The sequence below is a fragment of the Halobacillus rhizosphaerae genome (assembly GCF_046719735.1).
GTDB lineage: Bacteria > Bacillota > Bacilli > Bacillales > Halobacillaceae > Halobacillus_B > Halobacillus_B rhizosphaerae.
In genome coordinates, this window is the sequence record NZ_JAUTWQ010000001.1 from 311778 (window position 1) to 331825 (window position 20048).

Annotated in this window: 18 protein-coding genes and 5 tRNA genes; 20 read left to right on the top strand and 3 right to left on the bottom strand. The window is 40.4% G+C overall.

Going from position 1 to position 20048, the window contains the following annotated elements; translation table 11 throughout:
• The first annotated feature begins 27 nt into the window (after window positions 1–27).
• The 3 genes from cccA to Q7A53_RS01570 all read left to right on the top strand — a co-directional run bounded on the left by cccA (window position 28) and on the right by Q7A53_RS01570 (window position 2288).
• Window positions 28–402, top strand: coding sequence for a cytochrome c550 (gene cccA, locus Q7A53_RS01560; protein ID WP_411787352.1), 375 nt, complete (start codon window positions 28–30; stop codon window positions 400–402).
• A 63-nt stretch (window positions 403–465) separates the two neighbouring features.
• A complete protein-coding gene (locus Q7A53_RS01565) occupies window positions 466–1173 on the top strand; it encodes a tRNA (adenine(22)-N(1))-methyltransferase (RefSeq protein WP_411787353.1) in 708 nt (235 codons plus the stop codon).
• Window positions 1170–2288 carry a Nif3-like dinuclear metal center hexameric protein gene (locus Q7A53_RS01570; RefSeq protein ID WP_411787354.1) on the top strand — a complete coding sequence of 373 codons (1119 nt, stop codon included), beginning with the start codon at window positions 1170–1172 and terminating at the stop codon, window positions 2286–2288. Before Q7A53_RS01565 ends, Q7A53_RS01570 begins: the two co-directional genes overlap by 4 nt.
• Before the next feature lie 99 nt (window positions 2289–2387).
• On the opposite strand, the gene Q7A53_RS01575 is transcribed toward Q7A53_RS01570, so the two are convergent.
• Complete coding sequence (locus Q7A53_RS01575) at window positions 2388–3362, bottom strand: 4-hydroxy-3-methylbut-2-enyl diphosphate reductase (RefSeq protein WP_411787355.1); 975 nt, start codon at window positions 3360–3362, stop codon at window positions 2388–2390.
• Window positions 3363–3539: 177 nt separating this feature from the next.
• Between Q7A53_RS01575 and Q7A53_RS01580 the strand changes: the two genes are divergently transcribed.
• The gene (locus tag Q7A53_RS01580) at window positions 3540–4862 is read left to right on the top strand and encodes a DEAD/DEAH box helicase (RefSeq protein ID WP_411787356.1); all 1323 of its coding nucleotides are present in this window, start codon (window positions 3540–3542) and stop codon (window positions 4860–4862) included.
• 16 nt (window positions 4863–4878) lie between these two features.
• Window positions 4879–5784, top strand: coding sequence for a deoxyribonuclease IV (locus tag Q7A53_RS01585; RefSeq protein WP_411787357.1), 906 nt, complete (start codon window positions 4879–4881; stop codon window positions 5782–5784).
• 89 nt (window positions 5785–5873) lie between these two features.
• Here the strand turns inward: Q7A53_RS01585 and Q7A53_RS01590 are convergent, their stop codons facing one another.
• A complete protein-coding gene (locus Q7A53_RS01590; protein ID WP_411787358.1) occupies window positions 5874–6158 on the bottom strand; it encodes a DUF2624 family protein in 285 nt (94 codons plus the stop codon).
• Window positions 6159–6332: 174 nt separating this feature from the next.
• On the opposite strand from Q7A53_RS01590, the gene Q7A53_RS01595 reads away from it, so the two are divergent.
• Together Q7A53_RS01595 and Q7A53_RS01600 are read left to right on the top strand one after the other, a co-directional pair.
• Complete coding sequence (locus tag Q7A53_RS01595; RefSeq protein WP_411787359.1) at window positions 6333–7040, top strand: lytic transglycosylase domain-containing protein; 708 nt, start codon at window positions 6333–6335, stop codon at window positions 7038–7040.
• 158 nt (window positions 7041–7198) lie between these two features.
• Complete coding sequence (locus Q7A53_RS01600; protein WP_411787360.1) at window positions 7199–7708, top strand: hypothetical protein; 510 nt, start codon at window positions 7199–7201, stop codon at window positions 7706–7708.
• 42 nt (window positions 7709–7750) lie between these two features.
• Here the strand turns inward: Q7A53_RS01600 and ispG are convergent, their stop codons facing one another.
• Window positions 7751–8869 carry a flavodoxin-dependent (E)-4-hydroxy-3-methylbut-2-enyl-diphosphate synthase gene (gene ispG, locus Q7A53_RS01605; RefSeq protein ID WP_411787361.1) on the bottom strand — a complete coding sequence of 373 codons (1119 nt, stop codon included), beginning with the start codon at window positions 8867–8869 and terminating at the stop codon, window positions 7751–7753.
• A gap of 272 nt (window positions 8870–9141) precedes the next feature.
• Between ispG and Q7A53_RS01610 the strand changes: the two genes are divergently transcribed.
• From Q7A53_RS01610 to pstA, 13 genes are all read left to right on the top strand, one after another.
• Window positions 9142–9792 carry an NfeD family protein gene (locus Q7A53_RS01610; protein ID WP_411787362.1) on the top strand — a complete coding sequence of 217 codons (651 nt, stop codon included), beginning with the start codon at window positions 9142–9144 and terminating at the stop codon, window positions 9790–9792.
• Between the two features lie 454 nt (window positions 9793–10246).
• Complete coding sequence (locus Q7A53_RS01615) at window positions 10247–11884, top strand: Na/Pi cotransporter family protein (RefSeq protein ID WP_411787363.1); 1638 nt, start codon at window positions 10247–10249, stop codon at window positions 11882–11884.
• A gap of 197 nt (window positions 11885–12081) precedes the next feature.
• A tRNA-Met gene (locus Q7A53_RS01620) sits at window positions 12082–12158 on the top strand.
• Window positions 12159–12200: 42 nt separating this feature from the next.
• A tRNA-His gene (locus Q7A53_RS01625) sits at window positions 12201–12276 on the top strand.
• A 4-nt stretch (window positions 12277–12280) separates the two neighbouring features.
• Window positions 12281–12357: transfer RNA gene (locus Q7A53_RS01630), tRNA-Ile, on the top strand.
• Window positions 12358–12365: 8 nt separating this feature from the next.
• Window positions 12366–12458, top strand: a tRNA-Ser gene (locus Q7A53_RS01635).
• 46 nt (window positions 12459–12504) lie between these two features.
• A tRNA-Phe gene (locus tag Q7A53_RS01640) sits at window positions 12505–12580 on the top strand.
• 200 nt (window positions 12581–12780) lie between these two features.
• On the top strand, window positions 12781–13395 hold the full coding sequence (locus Q7A53_RS01645; RefSeq protein WP_411787364.1) for a superoxide dismutase: 615 nt from the start codon (window positions 12781–12783) through the stop codon (window positions 13393–13395).
• Between the two features lie 105 nt (window positions 13396–13500).
• Window positions 13501–14736 carry an MFS transporter gene (locus tag Q7A53_RS01650; protein WP_411787365.1) on the top strand — a complete coding sequence of 412 codons (1236 nt, stop codon included), beginning with the start codon at window positions 13501–13503 and terminating at the stop codon, window positions 14734–14736.
• A gap of 93 nt (window positions 14737–14829) precedes the next feature.
• Entirely contained in the window at window positions 14830–16938 is a 2109-nt protein-coding gene (locus Q7A53_RS01655; protein ID WP_411787366.1) for a peptidoglycan D,D-transpeptidase FtsI family protein, read from the top strand.
• Between the two features lie 176 nt (window positions 16939–17114).
• The gene (locus Q7A53_RS01660) at window positions 17115–18062 is read left to right on the top strand and encodes a phosphate ABC transporter substrate-binding protein (RefSeq protein ID WP_411787367.1); all 948 of its coding nucleotides are present in this window, start codon (window positions 17115–17117) and stop codon (window positions 18060–18062) included.
• A 150-nt stretch (window positions 18063–18212) separates the two neighbouring features.
• A complete protein-coding gene (gene pstC, locus Q7A53_RS01665) occupies window positions 18213–19160 on the top strand; it encodes a phosphate ABC transporter permease subunit PstC (RefSeq protein ID WP_411787368.1) in 948 nt (315 codons plus the stop codon).
• Window positions 19161–20048, top strand: a complete 888-nt coding sequence (gene pstA / locus Q7A53_RS01670; RefSeq protein WP_411787369.1) for a phosphate ABC transporter permease PstA — start codon at window positions 19161–19163, stop codon at window positions 20046–20048.

Below are 20048 nucleotides of genomic sequence, written 5' to 3' on the forward strand. Positions count from 1 at the left end.
AGGGAATACATAAGGAGGTTGCATGTAATGAAAAGAAACCCTGTGATTCCTTTTGCAATTATTGCTGTTCTCGGTATTGTAGCTATGATTGTTCTATCTACAGTTGGAGGTAACCAGCGAGAGGCAATTCAAAATGCAGAAGAAAATGGTGGTAAAACTGAGCAGGATGCATCTGGATCAAGTGAAGATCCCGAAAAGCTCTTTGAGGCGAAGTGTGCGACTTGTCATGGTGCAGACTTGAGCGGCGGAGTAGGTCCAAACCTTCAAAAGGTAGGCAGCCGTTATTCAGCAGAAGAAATTCAGAACATAATTAAAAACGGTAAAGGCGGCCAGATGCCTCCAGGTTTGTATGGCGGTGAACAAGCTAAGAAAATAGCCGAGTGGCTGGCTAAAAAGAAGTAAACATGGAGAAAAGCTTTCTGGACCCATTCAGAAAGCTTTTCTTTTTATGAGAGGACAATTTGTATGAATGTTTATCAATTATCTAAGCGGCTGGAGAAAGTGGCTGAATTTCTTCCAAGTCAAGCGAAATTTGCTGATATTGGTTCGGACCATGCGTATTTACCCTGTTATGTATGCCTTAGAGATCCTTATGCCCAAGCCATAGCAGGGGAAGTGAATCGAGGGCCGTACGATTCTGCATTACAAGAAGTAAAGGCTCAAGAGCTTCAGGATAGAATTGAAGTAAGACTCGGAGATGGCCTTGAAGTACTTAAACGGGATGAGGTAGATCAAATCGTTATCGCAGGAATGGGCGGCCCTCTCATTCGCGACATCCTCGATCGTGGTAAGGATAAATTGACCGCAGTGAAACGGATCATTGTTCAGCCTAACATTGGGGCGAAGTCATTGCGTAAATGGTTCTTTGAACACGGTTTTTCGCTGGTAGAGGAAACAATACTTGAAGAGAATAATCATATTTATGAAGTTTTAGCAGCGGAGCCAGGGGATCCTCATGCGGGATACCATCAAGAAGACTTGGAAAAAGAAATGTGGCTGGGTCCGAGACTTCTTGAACAAAGGACCGCTGTATTTAAAGAATACTGCAAAGTAGAACGAGTGAAAAAAGAAAAAGTACTTTACCAGTTGAAGCAGGCGAAAGAACCGCAGCTGGAAAAGGTGAATAATCTTACTCAAGAAATTAACTGGCTGAAGGAGGTCTTGGATTCATGACAAAAATAGTAACGGGACAAGAGATCATTCGGCAATTTGAAAGCTGGGCACCAAAGCATCTGGCATTTGACTGGGATAATATTGGACTTCAAGTAGGGACCTTGAATAAACCCGTCAGAAACGTAATGGTAACTTTAGATGTTCTGGAAAATGTTGTGGATGAAGCGATTATGAAAGATATAGACCTCATCATTGCCCACCATCCTCTTCTTTTTGCTCCTTTAAAGCAAGTCAATCTAGATACGCCGAAAGGGAAAATAGTACAAAAGTTAATTCAGCATAATATTACTGTTTATGCTGCTCACACAAATTTAGATGTTACGCAAGGCGGCGTTAATGATGTTATGGCAGAAGCATTGAATTTGACTCATTTAAAACCTTTAGTAACTACGGGAGAAGACGAATTAATAAAGTTGACTGTATTTATCCCAGAAGACCACTTGCAAAAGGTGCGCCAAGCGATCAGTGAGGCAGGAGCGGGCTATATTGGCAATTACAGCCATTGTACCTTCCAGCTTGCCGGGGAAGGCACATTCATGCCGCAAACAGGCACTAGCCCTTATATAGGGACTCAAGGGGCTTTGGAAACTGTGAAAGAAAAGCGAATGGAAACAATCGTGCCGCGTTCACGGATCAATAAAGTTATTGAAGCTATGGAGTCCGCTCATCCCTACGAAGAAGTTGCCTATGATCTTTACCCCCTTCTCAATAAAGGTGAGAAGACAGGAGTCGGAAGAGTAGGGCTTTTAAGTGAACCGATGACCCTGGAGGCAATTGCTGAAATGGTAAAGAAAAGGTATAACATTCCTGCCCTTAGAGTGACAGGTGATCTATCCACTTTAGTTAAAACAGTCGCTCTATTAGGAGGCAGCGGGGAAAAATACATCCACGAAGCTAAACGAGAAGGTGCGGATGTCTATATCACAGGAGATATGACTTTTCATATGGCTCAAGATGCACAGGAAATGGGGCTTACTGTAATAGACCCTGGCCACCACGTAGAAAAGTTAGTTTGCAGTAAAGTGAAAAGCTTTTTGACAGAGGAATGTGAATTTGAAGGTGAAATAAGCGTCCATCTATCCGAAGTCAATACAGAGCCTTTTACCTTTCTATAACAACAATCCATAAAAAAATAATCCGCATAACCATTGGACTGTCCGTCACAGGAATTAAAAAACCCGAGCCGCAAATCGGCTCGGGTTTTCTGTAGAAGATTATTCTGAATGCTTTGATGTTTCTCTTACTTTTTTCTTGGATTTAATTCTTGGCAGGATCTTTTTCTGTTCCACTTTAGATTCTAAGATCCACGTATCTTCATCATCCAGATCATAATTTTCAATAAACTTAATGACTTCTTTAGTAATGGGAGTAGGGGTTGATGCTCCGGCTGTTACGGCAACCTTCTGTACTCCTTCCAGCCATTCAAGTTTAATTTCAGTAACATCTGAAATACGATATGCTTCCGTACCTGCAATTTGTTTAGATACCTGGGCCAGTCTGTTCGAGTTATTACTCTTCGGGTCTCCAACTACGAGAGTTAAATCGGCATCCTTTGCTTGTTCAGAAACGGCTTCTTGACGTACTTGAGTAGCCATGCAGATTTCTTGGTGTTTTTCGACCTGAGGATATTTCTCTTTTACTTTTTCCATCACGTCAAAAACATCCCACTGACTCATAGTGGTTTGATTGGTAATTAAGAGTTTATCATGATCAAGCTCCAACTCTTCTACATCTTCTTCCGTCTGAACAAGATGAACTTTCCCAGGGGCAACGCCCATAGCTCCTTCTGGTTCCGGGTGACCTTTCTTACCTACGTAAATGATTTCATAGCCATCTGAAACTTTATCCCGTATTAAATTATGCGTATTTGTAACGTCCGGGCAAGTTGCATCAAGGGCAGTTAATCCTTTCGCTTTGGCTCTTTCTTTTACCTCAGGTGATACGCCGTGAGCGGTGAAAATAACCGTTCCTTCATTGATTCCTTCTAAGAGATCCATACGGTTCTTACCGTCCACAGTTATGATTCCTTCACTCTCAAAGGCATCTGTTACATGAGTATTATGAACAATCATTCCTAGAATATATATAGGGCGCGGTAAATTGGGGTCCTTCGCCGCATTTTGGGCAATGACCATCGCATCTACTACACCATAGCAATAGCCGCGCGGAGCAATTTTAATAACTTCCATGCGTTTGTTCCTCCTCTATAGCTAATCAAGCTGTAAGCATTTATAATCCATATTCATTATAAAGGGTATAGCGGGAGAAAACAAAGAATCTCTTTAAGGAATCAATGTAACCGTGCATTTATCCGTTGTGTCTATTATAATAAGAGAGGGACATTTCTACATTAAAGGAGCACATATATGAGTAATCATTCATTTGATCAGTATTCGATCAATTCAACAATAAGTCAAATCGTTGAAGGGATGGGTTTTAAAGAGCCCACGCCTATTCAGCAAAAAGTTATTCCGGCGGCATTAAGAGGAGAAAGTATTATTGGACAATCTCATACGGGATCAGGAAAAACACATGCTTTTCTTCTTTCTATGCTGAACGGTTTAGATGAAAATTTAAAACAAGTGCAGTATGTTGTTACCGCACCGACGAGAGAGCTTGCCATCCAGATTTACGACGAAGTGACTAAAGCTGCTGCTCTGGCAGGCAAAGAAAATACCTGGCAGGCAAAACTAGTCATTGGCGGCACAGACAAATTGAAAATGATGGAGAAGCTCTCCTCCAACCAACCGCAGATTGTGGTCGGAACTCCAGGAAGAATCCTGGATATGACAAAGGAAGAAGCTCTTAATTTAGGGGGAGTAAAAGCATTTGTCCTTGATGAAGCAGATTTAATGCTGGATCTTGGTTTCATTGAAGACGTAGACCAAATCCTCCTTCGAACAAATCCAGATGTTCAGCTGATGGTCTTTTCAGCGACAATACCTGAACGCTTACAGCCGTTTTTGAAAAAATATCTTGCCAATCCGACTCATATTCAAATTGAAGATAATAAACCTTCACCAGAGTCTATGGAACACAGGCTGATCCCATTACGTCATAAGAACCCGGCAGATATCATTGTCGATATAACTAAAGTCATCCAGCCTTATTTAGCTATTATATTTACTAATGGCAAAGAACAGGCCGATGAACTTGCTTCAGAGTTACTGGACCGAGGTTTAGAAACAGGGCTCATTCATGGCGGGTTGTCCCCCCGTGAACGTAAGCGTATGCTTAAGGAACTTCAGGGCCTTCGCTATCAGTATATTGTGGCAACGGACCTTGCTTCCAGAGGAATTGATATCCAAGGGGTTAGTCATGTCATCAATGCCCGTCTTCCGAAAGAAGAAGAATTTTATATTCATCGCGTAGGGAGAACAGCTCGCGCAGGGTTAAAGGGAACGGCCATTAATTTATATACCGAAGAAGATCTTCCGCTTATTCAAAGATTGGAAAAACGCGGACTCACTTTTGACTTTTTTGAAGTGAAAAATGGAGAATGGAAAGAAGTAAAATCCTATAATGAACGGCAGACTAGACAGCGCAAGGAAACGGACATCGAGAAGCAGGCACGCCATATGGTGCGTAAACCAAAGAAAGTCAAGCCCGGCTATAAAAAGAAAATGAAACGTGAAACAGAGAAAAATGTTAAGAAATTAAAACGAAATAGCTTTCGTAATAAGAAATAGAAAGGCAGGTATTTATATGGTGAAAATAGGATCACATGTATCGATGAAAGGCAAAAAAATGCTGCTTGGTGCTAGTGAAGAAGCAGCTTCTTATGGCTCTTCCACGTTTATGATTTATACAGGTGCTCCGCAAAACACGAGAAGGCGCCCTATTGAAGAACTGAACATTGATGCGGGACAAGAGCACATGAAAGAGCATGGAATTGATAATATCGTTGTTCACGCGCCGTATATTATTAATGCAGGGAATACAACGAAGCCCGAAACCTTTCAATTAGCAATCGATTTTCTTAGAAGTGAAATTGAACGCACGGAGGCACTAGGAGCCAGGCAAATTGTTCTTCATCCTGGTTCGCATGTAGGACAAGGTGTGGAAAAGGGAATTCCGAGAATCATCGAAGGATTAAATGAAGTGCTGCACAAGGATCAGAAAGTGCAAATTGCCCTTGAGACTATGGCGGGTAAAGGCTCGGAGATTGGCAGAACCTTTGATGAACTGGCCCAAATCATTGATGGAGTTACTTTAAATGAGAAGCTTTCTATTTGTATGGATACTTGTCACATTCACGATGCTGGATATGATGTAGTGGGTGATTTTGATGGTGTTCTGGAAGAGTTTGATAAAATTGTAGGGCTTGAGCGTTTGAAGGTAATCCATGTGAATGACAGTAAAAATGAATGCGGTGCTGCCAAAGATAGACACGAAAATATCGGTTTTGGGTATGTCGGTTTTGATGCTTTGCACAAGGTGGTTCATCATTCCGCTTTAAAGGAGCTCCCAAAAATTTTGGAAACGCCTTATGTTGGGGAAGACAAAAAGAACAAACAGCCGCCATACCGTTTTGAGATCGAGATGTTAAAAGAAGGAACATTCGACAAAGATTTGAAAGAAAAAATAATGCAGCAGCAGGTAAAAAGCTAAGACAAACATAAAAAATCCGAACGATGATGAAAGGGGCACACCTTTTTCCATCATTGTTCGGATTTTTTGTGTTTCTAACCATATTTAGATTACTGCAGCCAATGTTCAACACCATATTCCTTTGCGAGCTTAAAGAGCAATTGATGCACGGATTTTGCGGTGTCTTTTGAAGTAATAGCTGCTAGTTGATTCAGCATTCTTTTACGTCCTTCTGGATCAAATGGGTTTTCTTTATTTTGTTTTAAAGCCTGGATAATTTGAGCAGCTTCACTCTTGGATATTTTAATATTGTACTTTTGACTATAGAAAAGTAACTCCTGAGTGGTTAACTGACGTAATTTTTGGGTAAGAAATTGTTGGGCCAGATTGAGCACTGCTAAACGCTTCCCCTCTTTTAAGTATTCAGTACACCATATGAATGAGAAGCACAATTGGTGTATTTACAATATTTGCATCAGTTCAATGAATTGAATTCTCAGTGAGAGGTAAGTTAGTATAGGTCACTAGGCTCAGACAAGAAGTATGATGAAGTCTAAAGGAGTGAGTGGATGAAAGTAGTTCGACCATTGCTATTAGCTGGAACAGCAATCCTTCTCGTAGGAATAACAGTTGTGATAGTTGATCATGTTAATGAGCAAAAATACAATGCTTTAACTAAAGAAAATCAGCAATTAATGAATAAAAACGAGAAGCTGAAAACGGAAAAGAAATATTTAATATCCCAACCATCTGATTTTAAGCAGAAAAGCGGCTTCTTTGTATGGCCAAAGATGGAAAAGACTGCTGATCATTTTGTGAAGGAAAGTGAAGGGAATTTTAAGAAAGCCTGGGCTCTTTATTTAGTAAGAGAATCTAAACGCTATCATATCAATCCTAATATTGTTTTTGAATTGCTGAATGTGGAATCAGGCGGAACTTTTAATCCCAAGCTTGTAGGACCCAAGACAAAATACGGTCACGCTTATGGAATGTCGCAGTTTATGGAAAACACTGCTCCATGGATCGCAGATATGGGAGGACTCCCTTATAAAAAAGATTTATTATTTGACCCTTATTATTCCATTGAACTTTCTTTTATTTATCTTGATTATCTGCATGATAAATATGGGAATTGGGATGAAGCTCTAACTGCTTATAATCGCGGGGTTGCCGGCTTAAAAGAATATAAAGCTGAAAATGGACATGCAAAAAGCGGTTATGCTAAAACGATCCAGAATAATGCTGCAGATGACACAGCCGTTGCAGTAGCAAATTAGCAGGCATTGTGGGCAATAATATAATGGGGCATGTTAGGAATCGAACCAAGATAAAAGGGTTCTGTTAATGATGCTGTTTCCATCAAGTACCTTTATAATTTATTTACACCCTTCACATACTATAAATGATTCTTTAAACAGAAAGTGAGGGTGGTCTCATGTATGATCCGAAAAATCCTGTTGAGAATCAAGAAGCAGAACAGGCACCGGAACATGGTGACGAAATGGAACAAGTAACCGAAGAGGAAGAACTCGAGGAACTTGATGATTCCGTTGCTGATGAACAAGAAGAGATAGAACTAGACGACGATGATGATTTCGTGGAACTGGAAAATCGCAATCCTGCTGAACCCGTGTATGGGGAAAGCTACGAGGAAGAATTTGCCGCGGAAGCTGCTGCCGTTCCAATAAATGATCCAATGGAAAACGATGAAGAAAAAGAAACGATAATGAATAGCGAAGTTAATCCAGCTATGGGATGGCTTGGTTTGACAGTCAGCATCCTTTCCTTTTTCTTTGCACCGCTTATTTTAGGCGCTGCAGGTATAATCCTTGGGGTTGTAGCTAAACGGCAGAATGCAGATACACTTGGAAACATGGCGATAATAGTCAGTATTATTTCCATTTTGTTTTCTCTGTTTTTTGCACCGTTTTATAATTTCTTCTAGATCAAAAAAAAGGGTGGGCCCATTTCTGGGTCCACCCTTTAATTATGCCTGACCTTGCTTTTCTTTTTCCTTCTCAAGGCGCTCTTTCTCATAATGCTCTTCAGCAAGTTTGTCGACTTCTTTTTTCAATTCATCTACCATGATATCTTCAGGAACTTTACGGATGATTTCACCATGTCTGAAGAGTAATCCTTCACCACGGGCACCAGCAATTCCAATGTCTGCTTCTCTTGCTTCACCAGGACCATTCACTGCACAGCCGAGTACAGCAACTTTAATAGGTGCTTTGATCGTTTGGATATACTCTTCCACTTCATTAGCAATCGAAATTAAATCAATTTCAATCCGGCCGCAAGTAGGGCAGGAAATGAGTGTAGCCGCGTTAGACGCTAAACCAAATGATTTTAGAAGCTCTCTAGCTACTTTAACCTCTTCAACTGGGTCCGCGCTTAAACTGATGCGGAGAGTACTGCCAATACCTTTGCTTAAAATAGCTCCTAGACCGGCAGCACTTTTTACTGTTCCGGCAAAAAGTGTACCGGATTCTGTGATTCCTAAGTGAAGTGGATAGGAAATCGCTTCCGCTGCTTTTTCGTAAGCTTCGATAGCGAGTTTCACATCAGAAGCTTTTAAGGAAACAATAATGTCGTGAAAGTCCAAGTCTTCTAATATTTTGATGTGGTGCAGAGCACTTTCCACCATACCGTCAGCTGTAGGATAACCATACTTTTCAAGAATGTGTTTTTCCAGAGAACCGGCATTGACACCAATCCGGATAGGTACACCCTTGGCTTTTGCTGCTTGAACGACAGCTTCTACTTTCTCACGCTTCCCGATATTCCCAGGGTTGATACGAATCTTATCAGCGCCGCCTTCAATAGCTTTGAGGGCTTTCTTGTAATCGAAATGAATATCAACTACTAATGGAATATTAATCCGCTTTTTGATTTCAGGAATTGCATCCGCAGCTCTGTCATCTGGACATGCAACACGGACTACCTGGCAGCCTGCTTCCTCCAGACGTTTAATTTCAGCGACAGTCGCTTCAACATCATGGGTTTTCGTAGTAGTCATGGATTGAATAACAACTTGATCAGAACCGCCTATAGTTAAATCTCCGACCTTAACGGGCCGAGTGTCTTTTCTGTGCGTAATTGCCATTTTAAACCGCTCCTTTATAAGTTCACAAAAAGGTATGCTTTACTCATTACCATCCCTAATTATAAGGGCTTTGATCAAAAATGAGAAGCTAAGTTGCTCGAAATCGAACAATAAACATGTAAAAATCGTGTAAAGAGAAAAATGCAAACTTGATTCTACTCTAAAACTGCTTAACAAATTATATCATGGGGAATGATTAGAATAAAACGAAACATTTGGGACTCTTAAACCGTACATATATAAAGAACTATTTGATGAGGGGATGTGAAATCATGGATCTACTCTCTTATGACTGGATTGCTTTATTTATTACAATGCTTGGGACCATGTTTTTATTTGGGGAGCTGCTCGTTAATATGAGAGGTATCTTTGCAGTAATGGGCCTTGGCTTTATTACTGTATATTTTTCCTCCTTTCTTGCACCTCATATGGTGATTATTATGATGATTGTTTATCTGCTTGGTTTAGTGTTAATTATCGTTGACGGGAAATTAGTAAATGATGGAACTCTTTCTACCATCGGAATTATTTCTATGGTTATTGCTGTCGGTTTAAGTGCACCGAACTGGGTCGCAGGATTGTACAGTATTATTGGAGTTATACTAGGTGCGGCAGCTTCTCTGTTATTTCTTAAAGTATTTAAACGAAGAGATATGTGGACAAAGTTAACGCTAATGGATTCGCTTTCTTCAGAGAGGGGTTATAATTCGATGAAGGAAACCTATTCTAGCTTAGTTGGTAAAACAGGCAGAGCTTTAACTAATATGCGTCCGGTGGGCACTATTGTGATTGAGGAAGAAGAATTTAGTGCAGTATCAAATGGTCAATGGATTTTTAAGGATGAGGAATTAAAGGTTGTATCCGTAGACGGCACAAAGATATTAGTAAAGAAAATCTCAAGCGATCATACCCAAAGTGTTTAAATCCTTGATAAAAAATAAAGATCTGAGAAAAAATACAATAAAATAGGATTAATTAAAAAACCCGAACCTTTGATTTACGCTGGTTCGGTTTTTTTGAGCATTAATATAAAATTCACTTGTATATTTTAAGTTTGGATTACCGGAGTTCTCTTGAAGGAATGTTTCGGTAAACAGGAGAGAACAAGTGAGGTTTATTTTCCTCGGTTTGCTCGCAACAAGCTATCTAAAATCAGTTTTTAAAATTTTTTCAGCACGACTCAGCACCCCTATTTAAAAATCGTCTGAATAATCCATAATTGGAGTGATTTTATACTGGAATGTAAACTTAATGTAAATATCTCAAATATAACTTTACAAATAAAAAACAATTCGTTAATAATGAGTAGGGTGTAAAAAAAGAGAAAACACGAAAGCACATAAACCTTGGATGGAAAAAGAAAGGGTGGGAGAAGTTTTGGATATCGACATTCAACAGATGATATTTGAATTTGCCGGCGGCCTGGGTATCTTCTTATTTGGGATCAAGTATATGGGAGACGGCTTACAAAAGGTAGCTGGGGACCGATTACGTGATTTACTGGATCGTTTTACGAAGAATCCATTTATGGGAGTCGTTGCCGGTGCGGTAGTAACGATGTTGATTCAAAGTAGTTCTACAACTACAGTTTTGACAGTAGGACTCGTTAATGCAGGGTTTATGACCTTTCGACAAGCGATCGGGGTTATCATGGGAGCAAATATAGGAACGACCATGACGGCTTTTATTATCGGGGTCGATATTAAAGAATATGGTTTGCCGATTTTAGCAGTAGGGGCCATATTAATCTTTTTCTTTAAGAATAAAAAAGTGACTTATTTAGGACAAACCATTTTCGGTCTAGGATCTTTGTTTTTTGGATTAGAAACGATGAGCGCCGGGATGAAACCTTTACGCACATTAGACGCTTTCCATGAACTAACTTTAAATATGAGTGACAATCCTATTCTCGGAGTAATTATAGGGACTGTTTTTACTGTAATTGTACAAAGTTCCAGTGCAACTATAGGAATACTGCAGGGGTTATTTGGACAAGGTCTGGTAGATTTAAAGGCAGCTTTGCCTGTTTTATTTGGAGATAATATAGGAACAACGATTACGGCTGTATTAGCAGCAATAGGAGCGAGTATTGGAGCTAAGCGAGCGGCACTTGTCCACGTTATTTTTAATATTTTAGGTGCGACAATCTTTCTGCTGATTTTGGTTCCTTTTGAAAAATATGTTGCATGGCTGCAGAAGTCTCTGGATTTAGGTCCCGAAATGACTTTAGCTTTTGCTCATGGATCCTTTAACATCGCCAATATGGTTCTTCAATTTCCATTGATAGGTTTTCTAGCCTGGCTAGTTATACGGCTGATTCCTGGAGACGATAAATTAATTGAATTTAAACCGCAGCATTTGGACCCTATATTCATCGAACAGTCTCCTTCTTTAGCTTTAGACCAAGCCAAAGAGGAAGTTATTCGTATGGGTGAATATGCTTATAAAGGTCTTGAGGAAACCAATCTTTATTTAAATAATAAACAACAAAAACACTCAGAAATTGCGATGCAGATTGAAGACGCTCTAAATAATCTGGACCGGAAAATTACGGATTATTTAGTAGAGTTATCGCAAGCTTCATTAACAGATGAAGAAAGCCATAAACACTCGGCACTGATGGATTCGGTACGGGATTTAGAACGAATTGGAGACCACTTTGAGAATATTATTGAATTGATCGACTATAAAAATTCCAATAAGGTTGATTTAACTGAGCAAGCGCAGGAAGATTTAAATACCATGTTTGACCTCACCCTTATGACCGTGAAGCAAGCGAATAGGTCTTTAGAAAATATGGATAGAGAAGAAGCGTTAGCTGTGGTTCAAAAAGAAAATGAATTGGATCGTATGGAGCGTACCTATCGAAAGAAACATATTATTCGTTTAAATGAAGGTTTGTGTTCAGGTCAAGCTGGAATCGTTTTTGTAGATATGCTGAGCAATTTAGAGCGAATTGGAGATCATGCGGTAAATATCGCTGAAGAAGTACTTGGAGAAAAAGAGAGTTTATAATAATAACCGGGACTGCTTTAGGAAATCCAGGGCAGTCTCGATTATGTTTTTAAAAAAACCCTTGAAAGCAAATGGTTCACATGCTATATTATTTTTGTCGCTATTATTGCTAAGCAATTTATTGTTGACTAGTTATCTGCATCGTGTTATATTAATAAGCGTCGCTTCAAGAAGAAAAGCGACCTAATCCTCATTGTGGCGGTGTAGCTCAGCTGGCTAGAGCGTACGGTTCATACCCGTGAGGTCGGGGGTTCGATCCCCTCCGCCGCTACCAAGTTATTTGTTATACATATTCAAATGCAGTTTTTTCATTATGGCGGTTGTGGCGAAGTGGTTAACGCACCGGATTGTGGTTCCGGCACGCATGGGTTCGATCCCCATCAGTCGCCCCATAGTGGACCCTTAGCTCAGCTGGTTAGAGCTATCGGCTCATAACCGATCGGTCGCAGGTTCGAGTCCTGCAGGGTCCACCAATGAATACGGAGGAGTACCCAAGTTCGGCTGAAGGGAGCGGTCTTGAAAACCGCCAGGGGCTTTACGGCCCGCGGGGGTTCGAATCCCTCCTCCTCCGCCATTCTTACTTAGTGGTCAGCTTCTCGTATACATCCAATTAAATAAGCGGCTCGGTAGCTCAGTCGGTAGAGCAACGGACTGAAAATCCGTGTGTCGGCGGTTCGATTCCGTCCCGAGCCACCATTTTGAACAAGCAGAGAAGCTTGTTTTTTTTATGTTTAATTATTGTTGTACCGGGAAATTACATTATCGAAAGCGAAATAAAGCTTTTTACTTCTATGCATTAAATTTGCAAGTGAAAATTCTGTTTGGTAATGTAACAAATAGGGAGAGGCGTGGTTACACGGTCTTCTTACATACCAAATTAAAGGAGGAGTTATACTATGGCTAAATTTGAACTGCCAGAATTACCTTACGCTTATGATGCACTAGCACCAACTATTGATAAGGACACGATGAACATCCACCATACGAAACACCATAATGGTTATGTGACGAAGTTGAACAATGCATTGGAAGGTCATGCTGATCTTCAGGATAAATCATTGGAGCAGCTTCTAGCTAACAATCTTGAAGCAGTGCCAGAGGATATCCGTACAGCGGTTCGCCGTAATGGCGGAGGGCATGCTAACCATGAATTGTTCTGGACGATCATGTCTCCTAATGGAGGCGGCGAGCCGACTGGTGAACTGGCTTCAGCAATCAATGATACATTTGGAAGCTTTGATCAATTTAAAGAGAAGTTTGAAGCTACTGGTGCTGGCCGTTTCGGTTCAGGCTGGGCTTGGCTTGTAGTGAATAATGGAAACCTGGAAGTCATTGATACTTTAAATCAGGATTCTCCAATTATGGAAGGTAAAACTCCTGTTTTAGGTCTTGATGTTTGGGAGCATGCGTACTACCTAAATTATCAAAACCGTCGTCCTGACTATATCTCTGCTTTCTGGAACGTAGTCAACTGGGAAGAAGTTGCTAAACGTTTTGAAGCAGCAAAATAAGACAGAATGATCTCGAGAGATCCAGTTCAAAAACTGGGTCTCTCTTTTTGTATATCTCCTTTTGTTCTGCCTACACTAAGTACAGAAGACAAAGGAGATTTTATTATGGTGAGGATGATCAACGCGTGGCTGAGCCGCGAAGAAGTATCGAAAGATTTAATCCTGTTGCTATTGATAGGCGGTCTATACTCGCTTGGAATATTTCTTTCGAGTACTTTTGTAAATATTTACTTATGGAAACAATCCAATAGTTATACGGATATTGCCCTCTACAATTTAAGCATCTATATTTTACAGCCACTCACGTTTATCGTGGCGGGGAAATGTGCCAAGAAGATCGACAGGGTCATCGTATTACGAACCGGCGTAACCGTCCTCTCTTTATTCTTCTTAACGGTATTATTAGTGGGAGAGAGAGCGGCTACCTTCAATATTATGCTGGGTTCTTTGTTAGGAATAGGATACGGTTTCTACTGGCTTGCGTACAATGTACTTACCTTTGAAATTACCGAACCTGAAACACGCGATTTTTTCAATGGTTTTCTTGGGGTCTTACAATCACTAGGAGGGATGACAGGTCCGTTACTCGCTGGTTTAGTTATTTCACGAATGAATAACTTGACGGGATATACGGTTATATTTGCTATTTCGTTCGGTCTGTTTATCCTTGCGGTACTTGTCAGCCTTGGTTTGTCCAGGAGGAAAGCAAAAGGGAACTTTTCTTTTCGGCGAATCATCGATGAGCGGCATAACAATGTGAACTGGAAAAGAATTTTGCACGCCCATGTTTCTCAAGGGTTTAGAGAAGGAACATTTTTATTCGCTGTGTCCATATGGATTTTCTTGATTACACGCGATGAACTATCGCTTGGAGTGTTTAATCTTGTCTATTCTGGATGTTCCTTTCTGTTCTACTTTTTAGTGGGGAAATGGATTAAACCGAGAAGAAGGAAGAAAGCAATCTTCATAGCGGGATTATCGTTGTATTTATCGGTTCTTATTTTGTTAATTAGTGATAATATGTCCCTGTTGTTACTCTATGGGGGAATCGCGGGAATATTTTTTCCGGTACTTTACGTTCCATATATATCATTAACTTACGATGTAATCGGTAAATCTTGGAATGCAGGGGAGATGAGAATCGAATACATTGTAGTGCGTGAATTATTTTTAAATACAGGGAGAGTTTTGTCTATTGTTATCTTTCTGATTTCAATTTCGCTTATTCCTCCTGAAACTGGGCTCCCTTATATATTGCTCATAGTAGGTGGCGGTCACTTTATGATTTATTTCTTTATTAAAGATATAGATACGACAGCTATGAGTGCGATTAGAAACTGAAACTTTTTCTTTTTCCTGCTCGTCTATATATAGCAGAGTAAAAGATGTTATAATATAGAAGCAATTTTTTAGAATAAGGGAGAGGAAGACCTTATGGGGAAAAATAAAAAGAAAAGCCAAAAGAAAAAATCCCATATGCCTTTACGGCTTAACATAGTATTTTTTATCGTGTTTATCTTATTTGCGGTACTGATCTTGCAGTTAGGCGTTGTTCAAATACTGAATGGGGAAGAAGCACAGAAGAAAATAGACAGAACAGAGAATACCACCACGAATATCCCGGTGCCTCGCGGTGAAATGTATGATCGTTATGGAAGAGTGATTGTAGATAATCAACCGCTGTATTCTATTACATACACCCCGCCCAAAGGGGTACAGGCAGCTGACAGGCTTGCATTAGCTAAACAGCTATCTCAATATATTCAAATGGATACAGATAATCTGACATCGAGAAACTTAAAAGAATATTATTTTCTTCAGAATAGAAAAGAAGTTCAGGAACGTACGGAGGATGCTGTAACAGATGATATGGATAACGGTGATGTCTATCAGCTGCAACTGGACAGTATAAAGAAAAGTGAAATTAATTCTTATGGTAAAAAGACAAAAGAAGTCATTGCTATTAAGAAAGAGCTTGATCAAGCATCGGCCCTTTCCCCGCATGTGATTAAAAATGCGAATATTTCCGAAGAAGAATACTCCAAAGTAGCCGAACACCTTGCGAATCTTCCTGGAATCAATGTAACTTCTGACTGGGAACGATCGTACCCCTACGGAAAAACCTTCAAAAATTATGTAGGAAACATAACGACAAGACAGGAAGGGGTACCAAGGGACGACCTCGAGTACTATATGTCGCTTGACTACAGCCGTAATGACAGAGTAGGTGAAAGCGGACTGGAGCAGGAATATGAAGATGTGCTCCGGGGGATGAAGGAAAAAGTTCAATATACAACGGACAAGAAAAATAATGTCGTGGATACGAAAGTAATTAGGCAGGGGAGCCGGGGCAAAGACCTGGTGCTTACGATCGACATGGAACTGCAAGAGAAACTTGATAAGATAGTCAAAGATGAAGTAGTGAGGGCGGTAAATTTAGGGAACGGATATGTAGACAATGCAATAGCGGTATTGTCCAATCCGCAGACGGGAGAAATTCTGGGGATATCAGGGCAAACTTACAACCATGATCGGAAGAAAGGTGAACCACTGGTATCTGATACTTCCTCTCAAGCCATTTATAATGCGTATGCACCTGGATCGATTGTAAAAGGGGCAACGGTTCTAACAGCTTTTCACGAAGGAGTAATAAATACGGGGACAACCATCTATGATAAGACCTTACATTTTTATGGAGGTTTAACGAAAAGTTCCTATGCTCCTCTGCAATATGTGAATTACCTTAAAGCTCTTAGAAAGTCATCCAACGTTTTTATGTTTTATGTAGCTATGTGGCTTGGCGGAGAGCATTATGAACCTAATAAAAAACTGGATTTCAAATCAGATACTTATGAAACCTTTCTGTATGACTTTAACCAGTTCGGTTTAGGGGTAAAAACAGGAATAGATCTACCATACGAATCCACCGGAGTCATTGGGACGGATCCGAATCCCGGAAATATTCTCGACTTTGCCATCGGGCAATATAATACCTATACCGCTATGCAAATGAATCAATACGTTTCCACAATCGCAAACGGAGGGTCGAGAATACGACCTCATTTAGTAAAGGAAATTCATAATCCCGCACAAGTCGGAGATGATCTCGGGCCGGTAGAGAAAACCTATTCTCCGGACGTGTTAAATACTTTAGAGATGAGTCAAACGAATATTAATCGAGTGCAGGAAGGATTCCGCGAAGTATTTCAGCATCCGGAAGGAACGGCATACGGTACCTTCCATAAGAAAGATTATAATCCAGCAGGTAAGTCTGGGACCGCAGAGGTTACTAAATATAGGAAGACTAAAAACGGGTATCAGGCAGTAGATAGAGATTTAGAAAACTTAACTTTAGTAGGGTATGCCCCTGCTAATAACCCTGAAGTAGCAGTCACTGTATTCGTACCTTACATGAATGCAGGGTCATCGGTTCACATTAACTATGAAATCGGAGAAAAAGCACTAGATGCATACTTTGATTTGAAGAAACAAAGAGAAAAGAATGGTGTCAATATGAATTTGAACAAAAATGAAAAAGAATAGATAGCTTGTAAAGGGGCATTCCTAAAGGGAATTGCCCTTTTTTTATTCCTTAAATATCGATCATTTACAAAACCTTAACATTCGATTTATATGTACTTAAAACTTCATCGGTAGTATATGACTTGTGAGTTGGTCAAGCCAACGAAATATTTTTAGAAATATAGGGGGAAAAAGAAATGAAACGTTTTAAAAGTTTAGCACTAATGTTTGCTTTCATTCTAGTACTAGGAGCGCTTGCTGCTTGTGGAAATGGAGATTCATCCAGCAATGACAGCAGTTCTTCAGAAGATACTTCCTCTTCAGGGGAAAGCAGTTCTGACGGCGAAGCAGCTTCAGGTTCCATTGTAGTCGGCGGATCAAGCGCACTTCAGCCCCTCGCTGCAGCAGCAGCTGAGCAGTTCCAGCAGGACAACCCTGATGCACAAATCGAAGTCCAAGGCGGCGGAAGCGGTACAGGACTTTCCGAAGTAGCGGCTGGCAACTTTGACATCGGTAATGCTGACTACTTTGCAGAGTCTAAAGATGGTATTGATGCAAGTAAACTTGAAGATCATAAAGTAGCCGTTGTTGGTATGACTGCAGCAGTAAATGCTGACGCTGGTGTTACAAACCTTTCTAAAGATGACCTTATCAAAGTCTTCACAGGTAAAATTACGAACTGGAAAGACGTTGGTGGAGAAGATATGGAAATTAAACTTGTAAACCGTCCTGATGGTTCTGGTACTCGTGCTACATTCAATGAATTTGGACTAGATGGCGCGACACCTGCTGAAGGAATTACTGAAGATTCTTCTAACACAGTTAAAAAGATTATTAATGATACTCCAGGAGCTGTAGGGTACCTTGCATTCTCATACTTTGACGACAGCTCTGATTCAAAAGTTAAGAAAATGTCTATTGACGATGTAGAAGCAACAGACGAAAATGTTAAATCTGGTGAATTCCCGATCTGGGCTTACGAGCATGCTTACACGAAAGGTGAAGCTGAAGGTCTAGAAAAAGCATTCTTAGACTACATGATGAGTGATGCTATTCAAACGAACTTGGTCCCACAACAAGGTTATATTCCTGCAAGCGAAATGAAAGTTGAACGTGATGCAGAAGGTAACCAAACAGATAAATAATTTCTTAGAAACTAGATAGGGGATTTCATACAGGGTTGACTCTTTGTCATCACAATTCAACGGATTAATGAGTGGGATTACACTTGATCACTCCCGTTGAAGAAAGATGCCAAGGGTCAGCCCGTTTCCCATGATATTAGGAGGATAGCTATGTCTAACGCGAATCAAACTACAACCTCTACATCCAGCTCTACTCACCGGCTCATTAAGAGTAAGCAAGGATCAGTGAAACGGAATGAGTTGAGAGGGAAAATTGTGGTATACTCTTGCGCCATATTGATTATTGTGGCAACTCTTGCCATTACGTTATTCTTGACGTTAAAAGGACTGCAGTCTTTTGTAGTCAATGGCGTTAATGTTGGTGAATTTTTAACTGGATTGAATTGGAGCCCATCCGGAGAAGGCGACGAAATTGCCTATGGTGCCTTTCCATTCATCTTTGGTTCGTTTTCTATTACATTTCTAGCAGCAATTTTTGCCGCCCCCCTTGGCATAGGCAGTGCGATCTTCATGACCGAAATTGCAAAAAAATGGGGTCAAAAGATCTTACAGCCCGTAATAGAAATATTAGTTGGAATTCCATCTGTCGTTTATGGACTAATCGGATTAACGGTTATCGTTCCATTAATAAGAAACCATTCCAGCGGTGTAGGGTTCAGTTTATTGGCAGGTATGATTGTAGTTGGTGTAATGATTTTACCAACAGTTACGAGTATTTCTGCAGATGCACTGAAATCTATTCCCCAGGATATTAAAGACGCATCCTATGGATTAGGAGCGACACGCTGGCAGACAATTTATAAAGTCATTCTTCCAGCTGCCCTTCCGTCTCTAGCCACGGCTGTGGTATTAGGGATGGCAAGAGCCTTTGGAGAGGCGCTGGCTGTGCAGATGGTTATTGGTAACTCCAAGGCACTTCCCGAGTCTATTACTGACCAGGCAGCAACGCTGACTTCCATTATTACCCTTAGCATGGGTCATACCACTTATGGAAGTATGCACAATAACCTGCTTTGGTCACTGGGACTGATATTGTTAGTGATGTCTTATGTGTTTATCATTATCATTCGTTTCATATCCTCAAGGAGGAAGGTTTAAATGAATAGGCGTATAACGAATACAATTGCAACTTCACTGTTTATTTTATGTGCGGTTATTATGATCGCAACTTTAATCTATTTATTAGGCTACATCCTTACAAATGGACTGGCTGAAATAGACTGGTCTTTTTTAACTTCTAACTCTAGTTCTTTTCAGGCAGGCGGAGGGATAAAAAACCAGCTGTGGAATTCCTTCTATATTCTCGTAATGACTCTGCTGTTTTCAGTCCCATTAGGCGTGCTTGGAGGCATATATTTAGCAGAGTACTCCAAGCCAGGAAAGATTACGAATATTATTCGAACCAGCGTAGAAGTACTATCTTCTCTACCTTCTATAGTAGTGGGTATGTTCGGACTGCTAGTTTTTGTTCAGTACCTTGGATTAGGTTATTCCATCATTGCGGGTGCACTTGCACTGACCGTATTTAACCTGCCAGTCATTGTAAGAGTAACGGAAGATTCGATTCGTTCAGTCCCTCTAAAACAAAAAAATGCCAGCCTTGCCTTGGGAATTACTCATTGGCACACAGTGAAAACAGTGCTTGTTCCTGCTGCATTTCCGGGAATTCTAACAGGGGTAATCCTCTCTGCAGGACGAGTATTTGGTGAAGCCGCGGCTTTATTATTTACTGCCGGGTTATCTACACCAAGCTTAAATTTTGCTAACTGGAATCCTTTTGATACAACGTCGCCTTTAAATCCATTCCGGTCGGCAGAAACATTATCTGTTCACATATGGAAGGTAAATTCGCAAGGGATTATGCCGGATGTTCTTCAAATAGCTAACGGTTCGGCGGCAGTACTAATTATTTTTGTTTTGATATTTAACTTATCTGCTCGAATAATCGGCGGTCTTATATTCACGAAAATATCTGGTAAAAAGTAG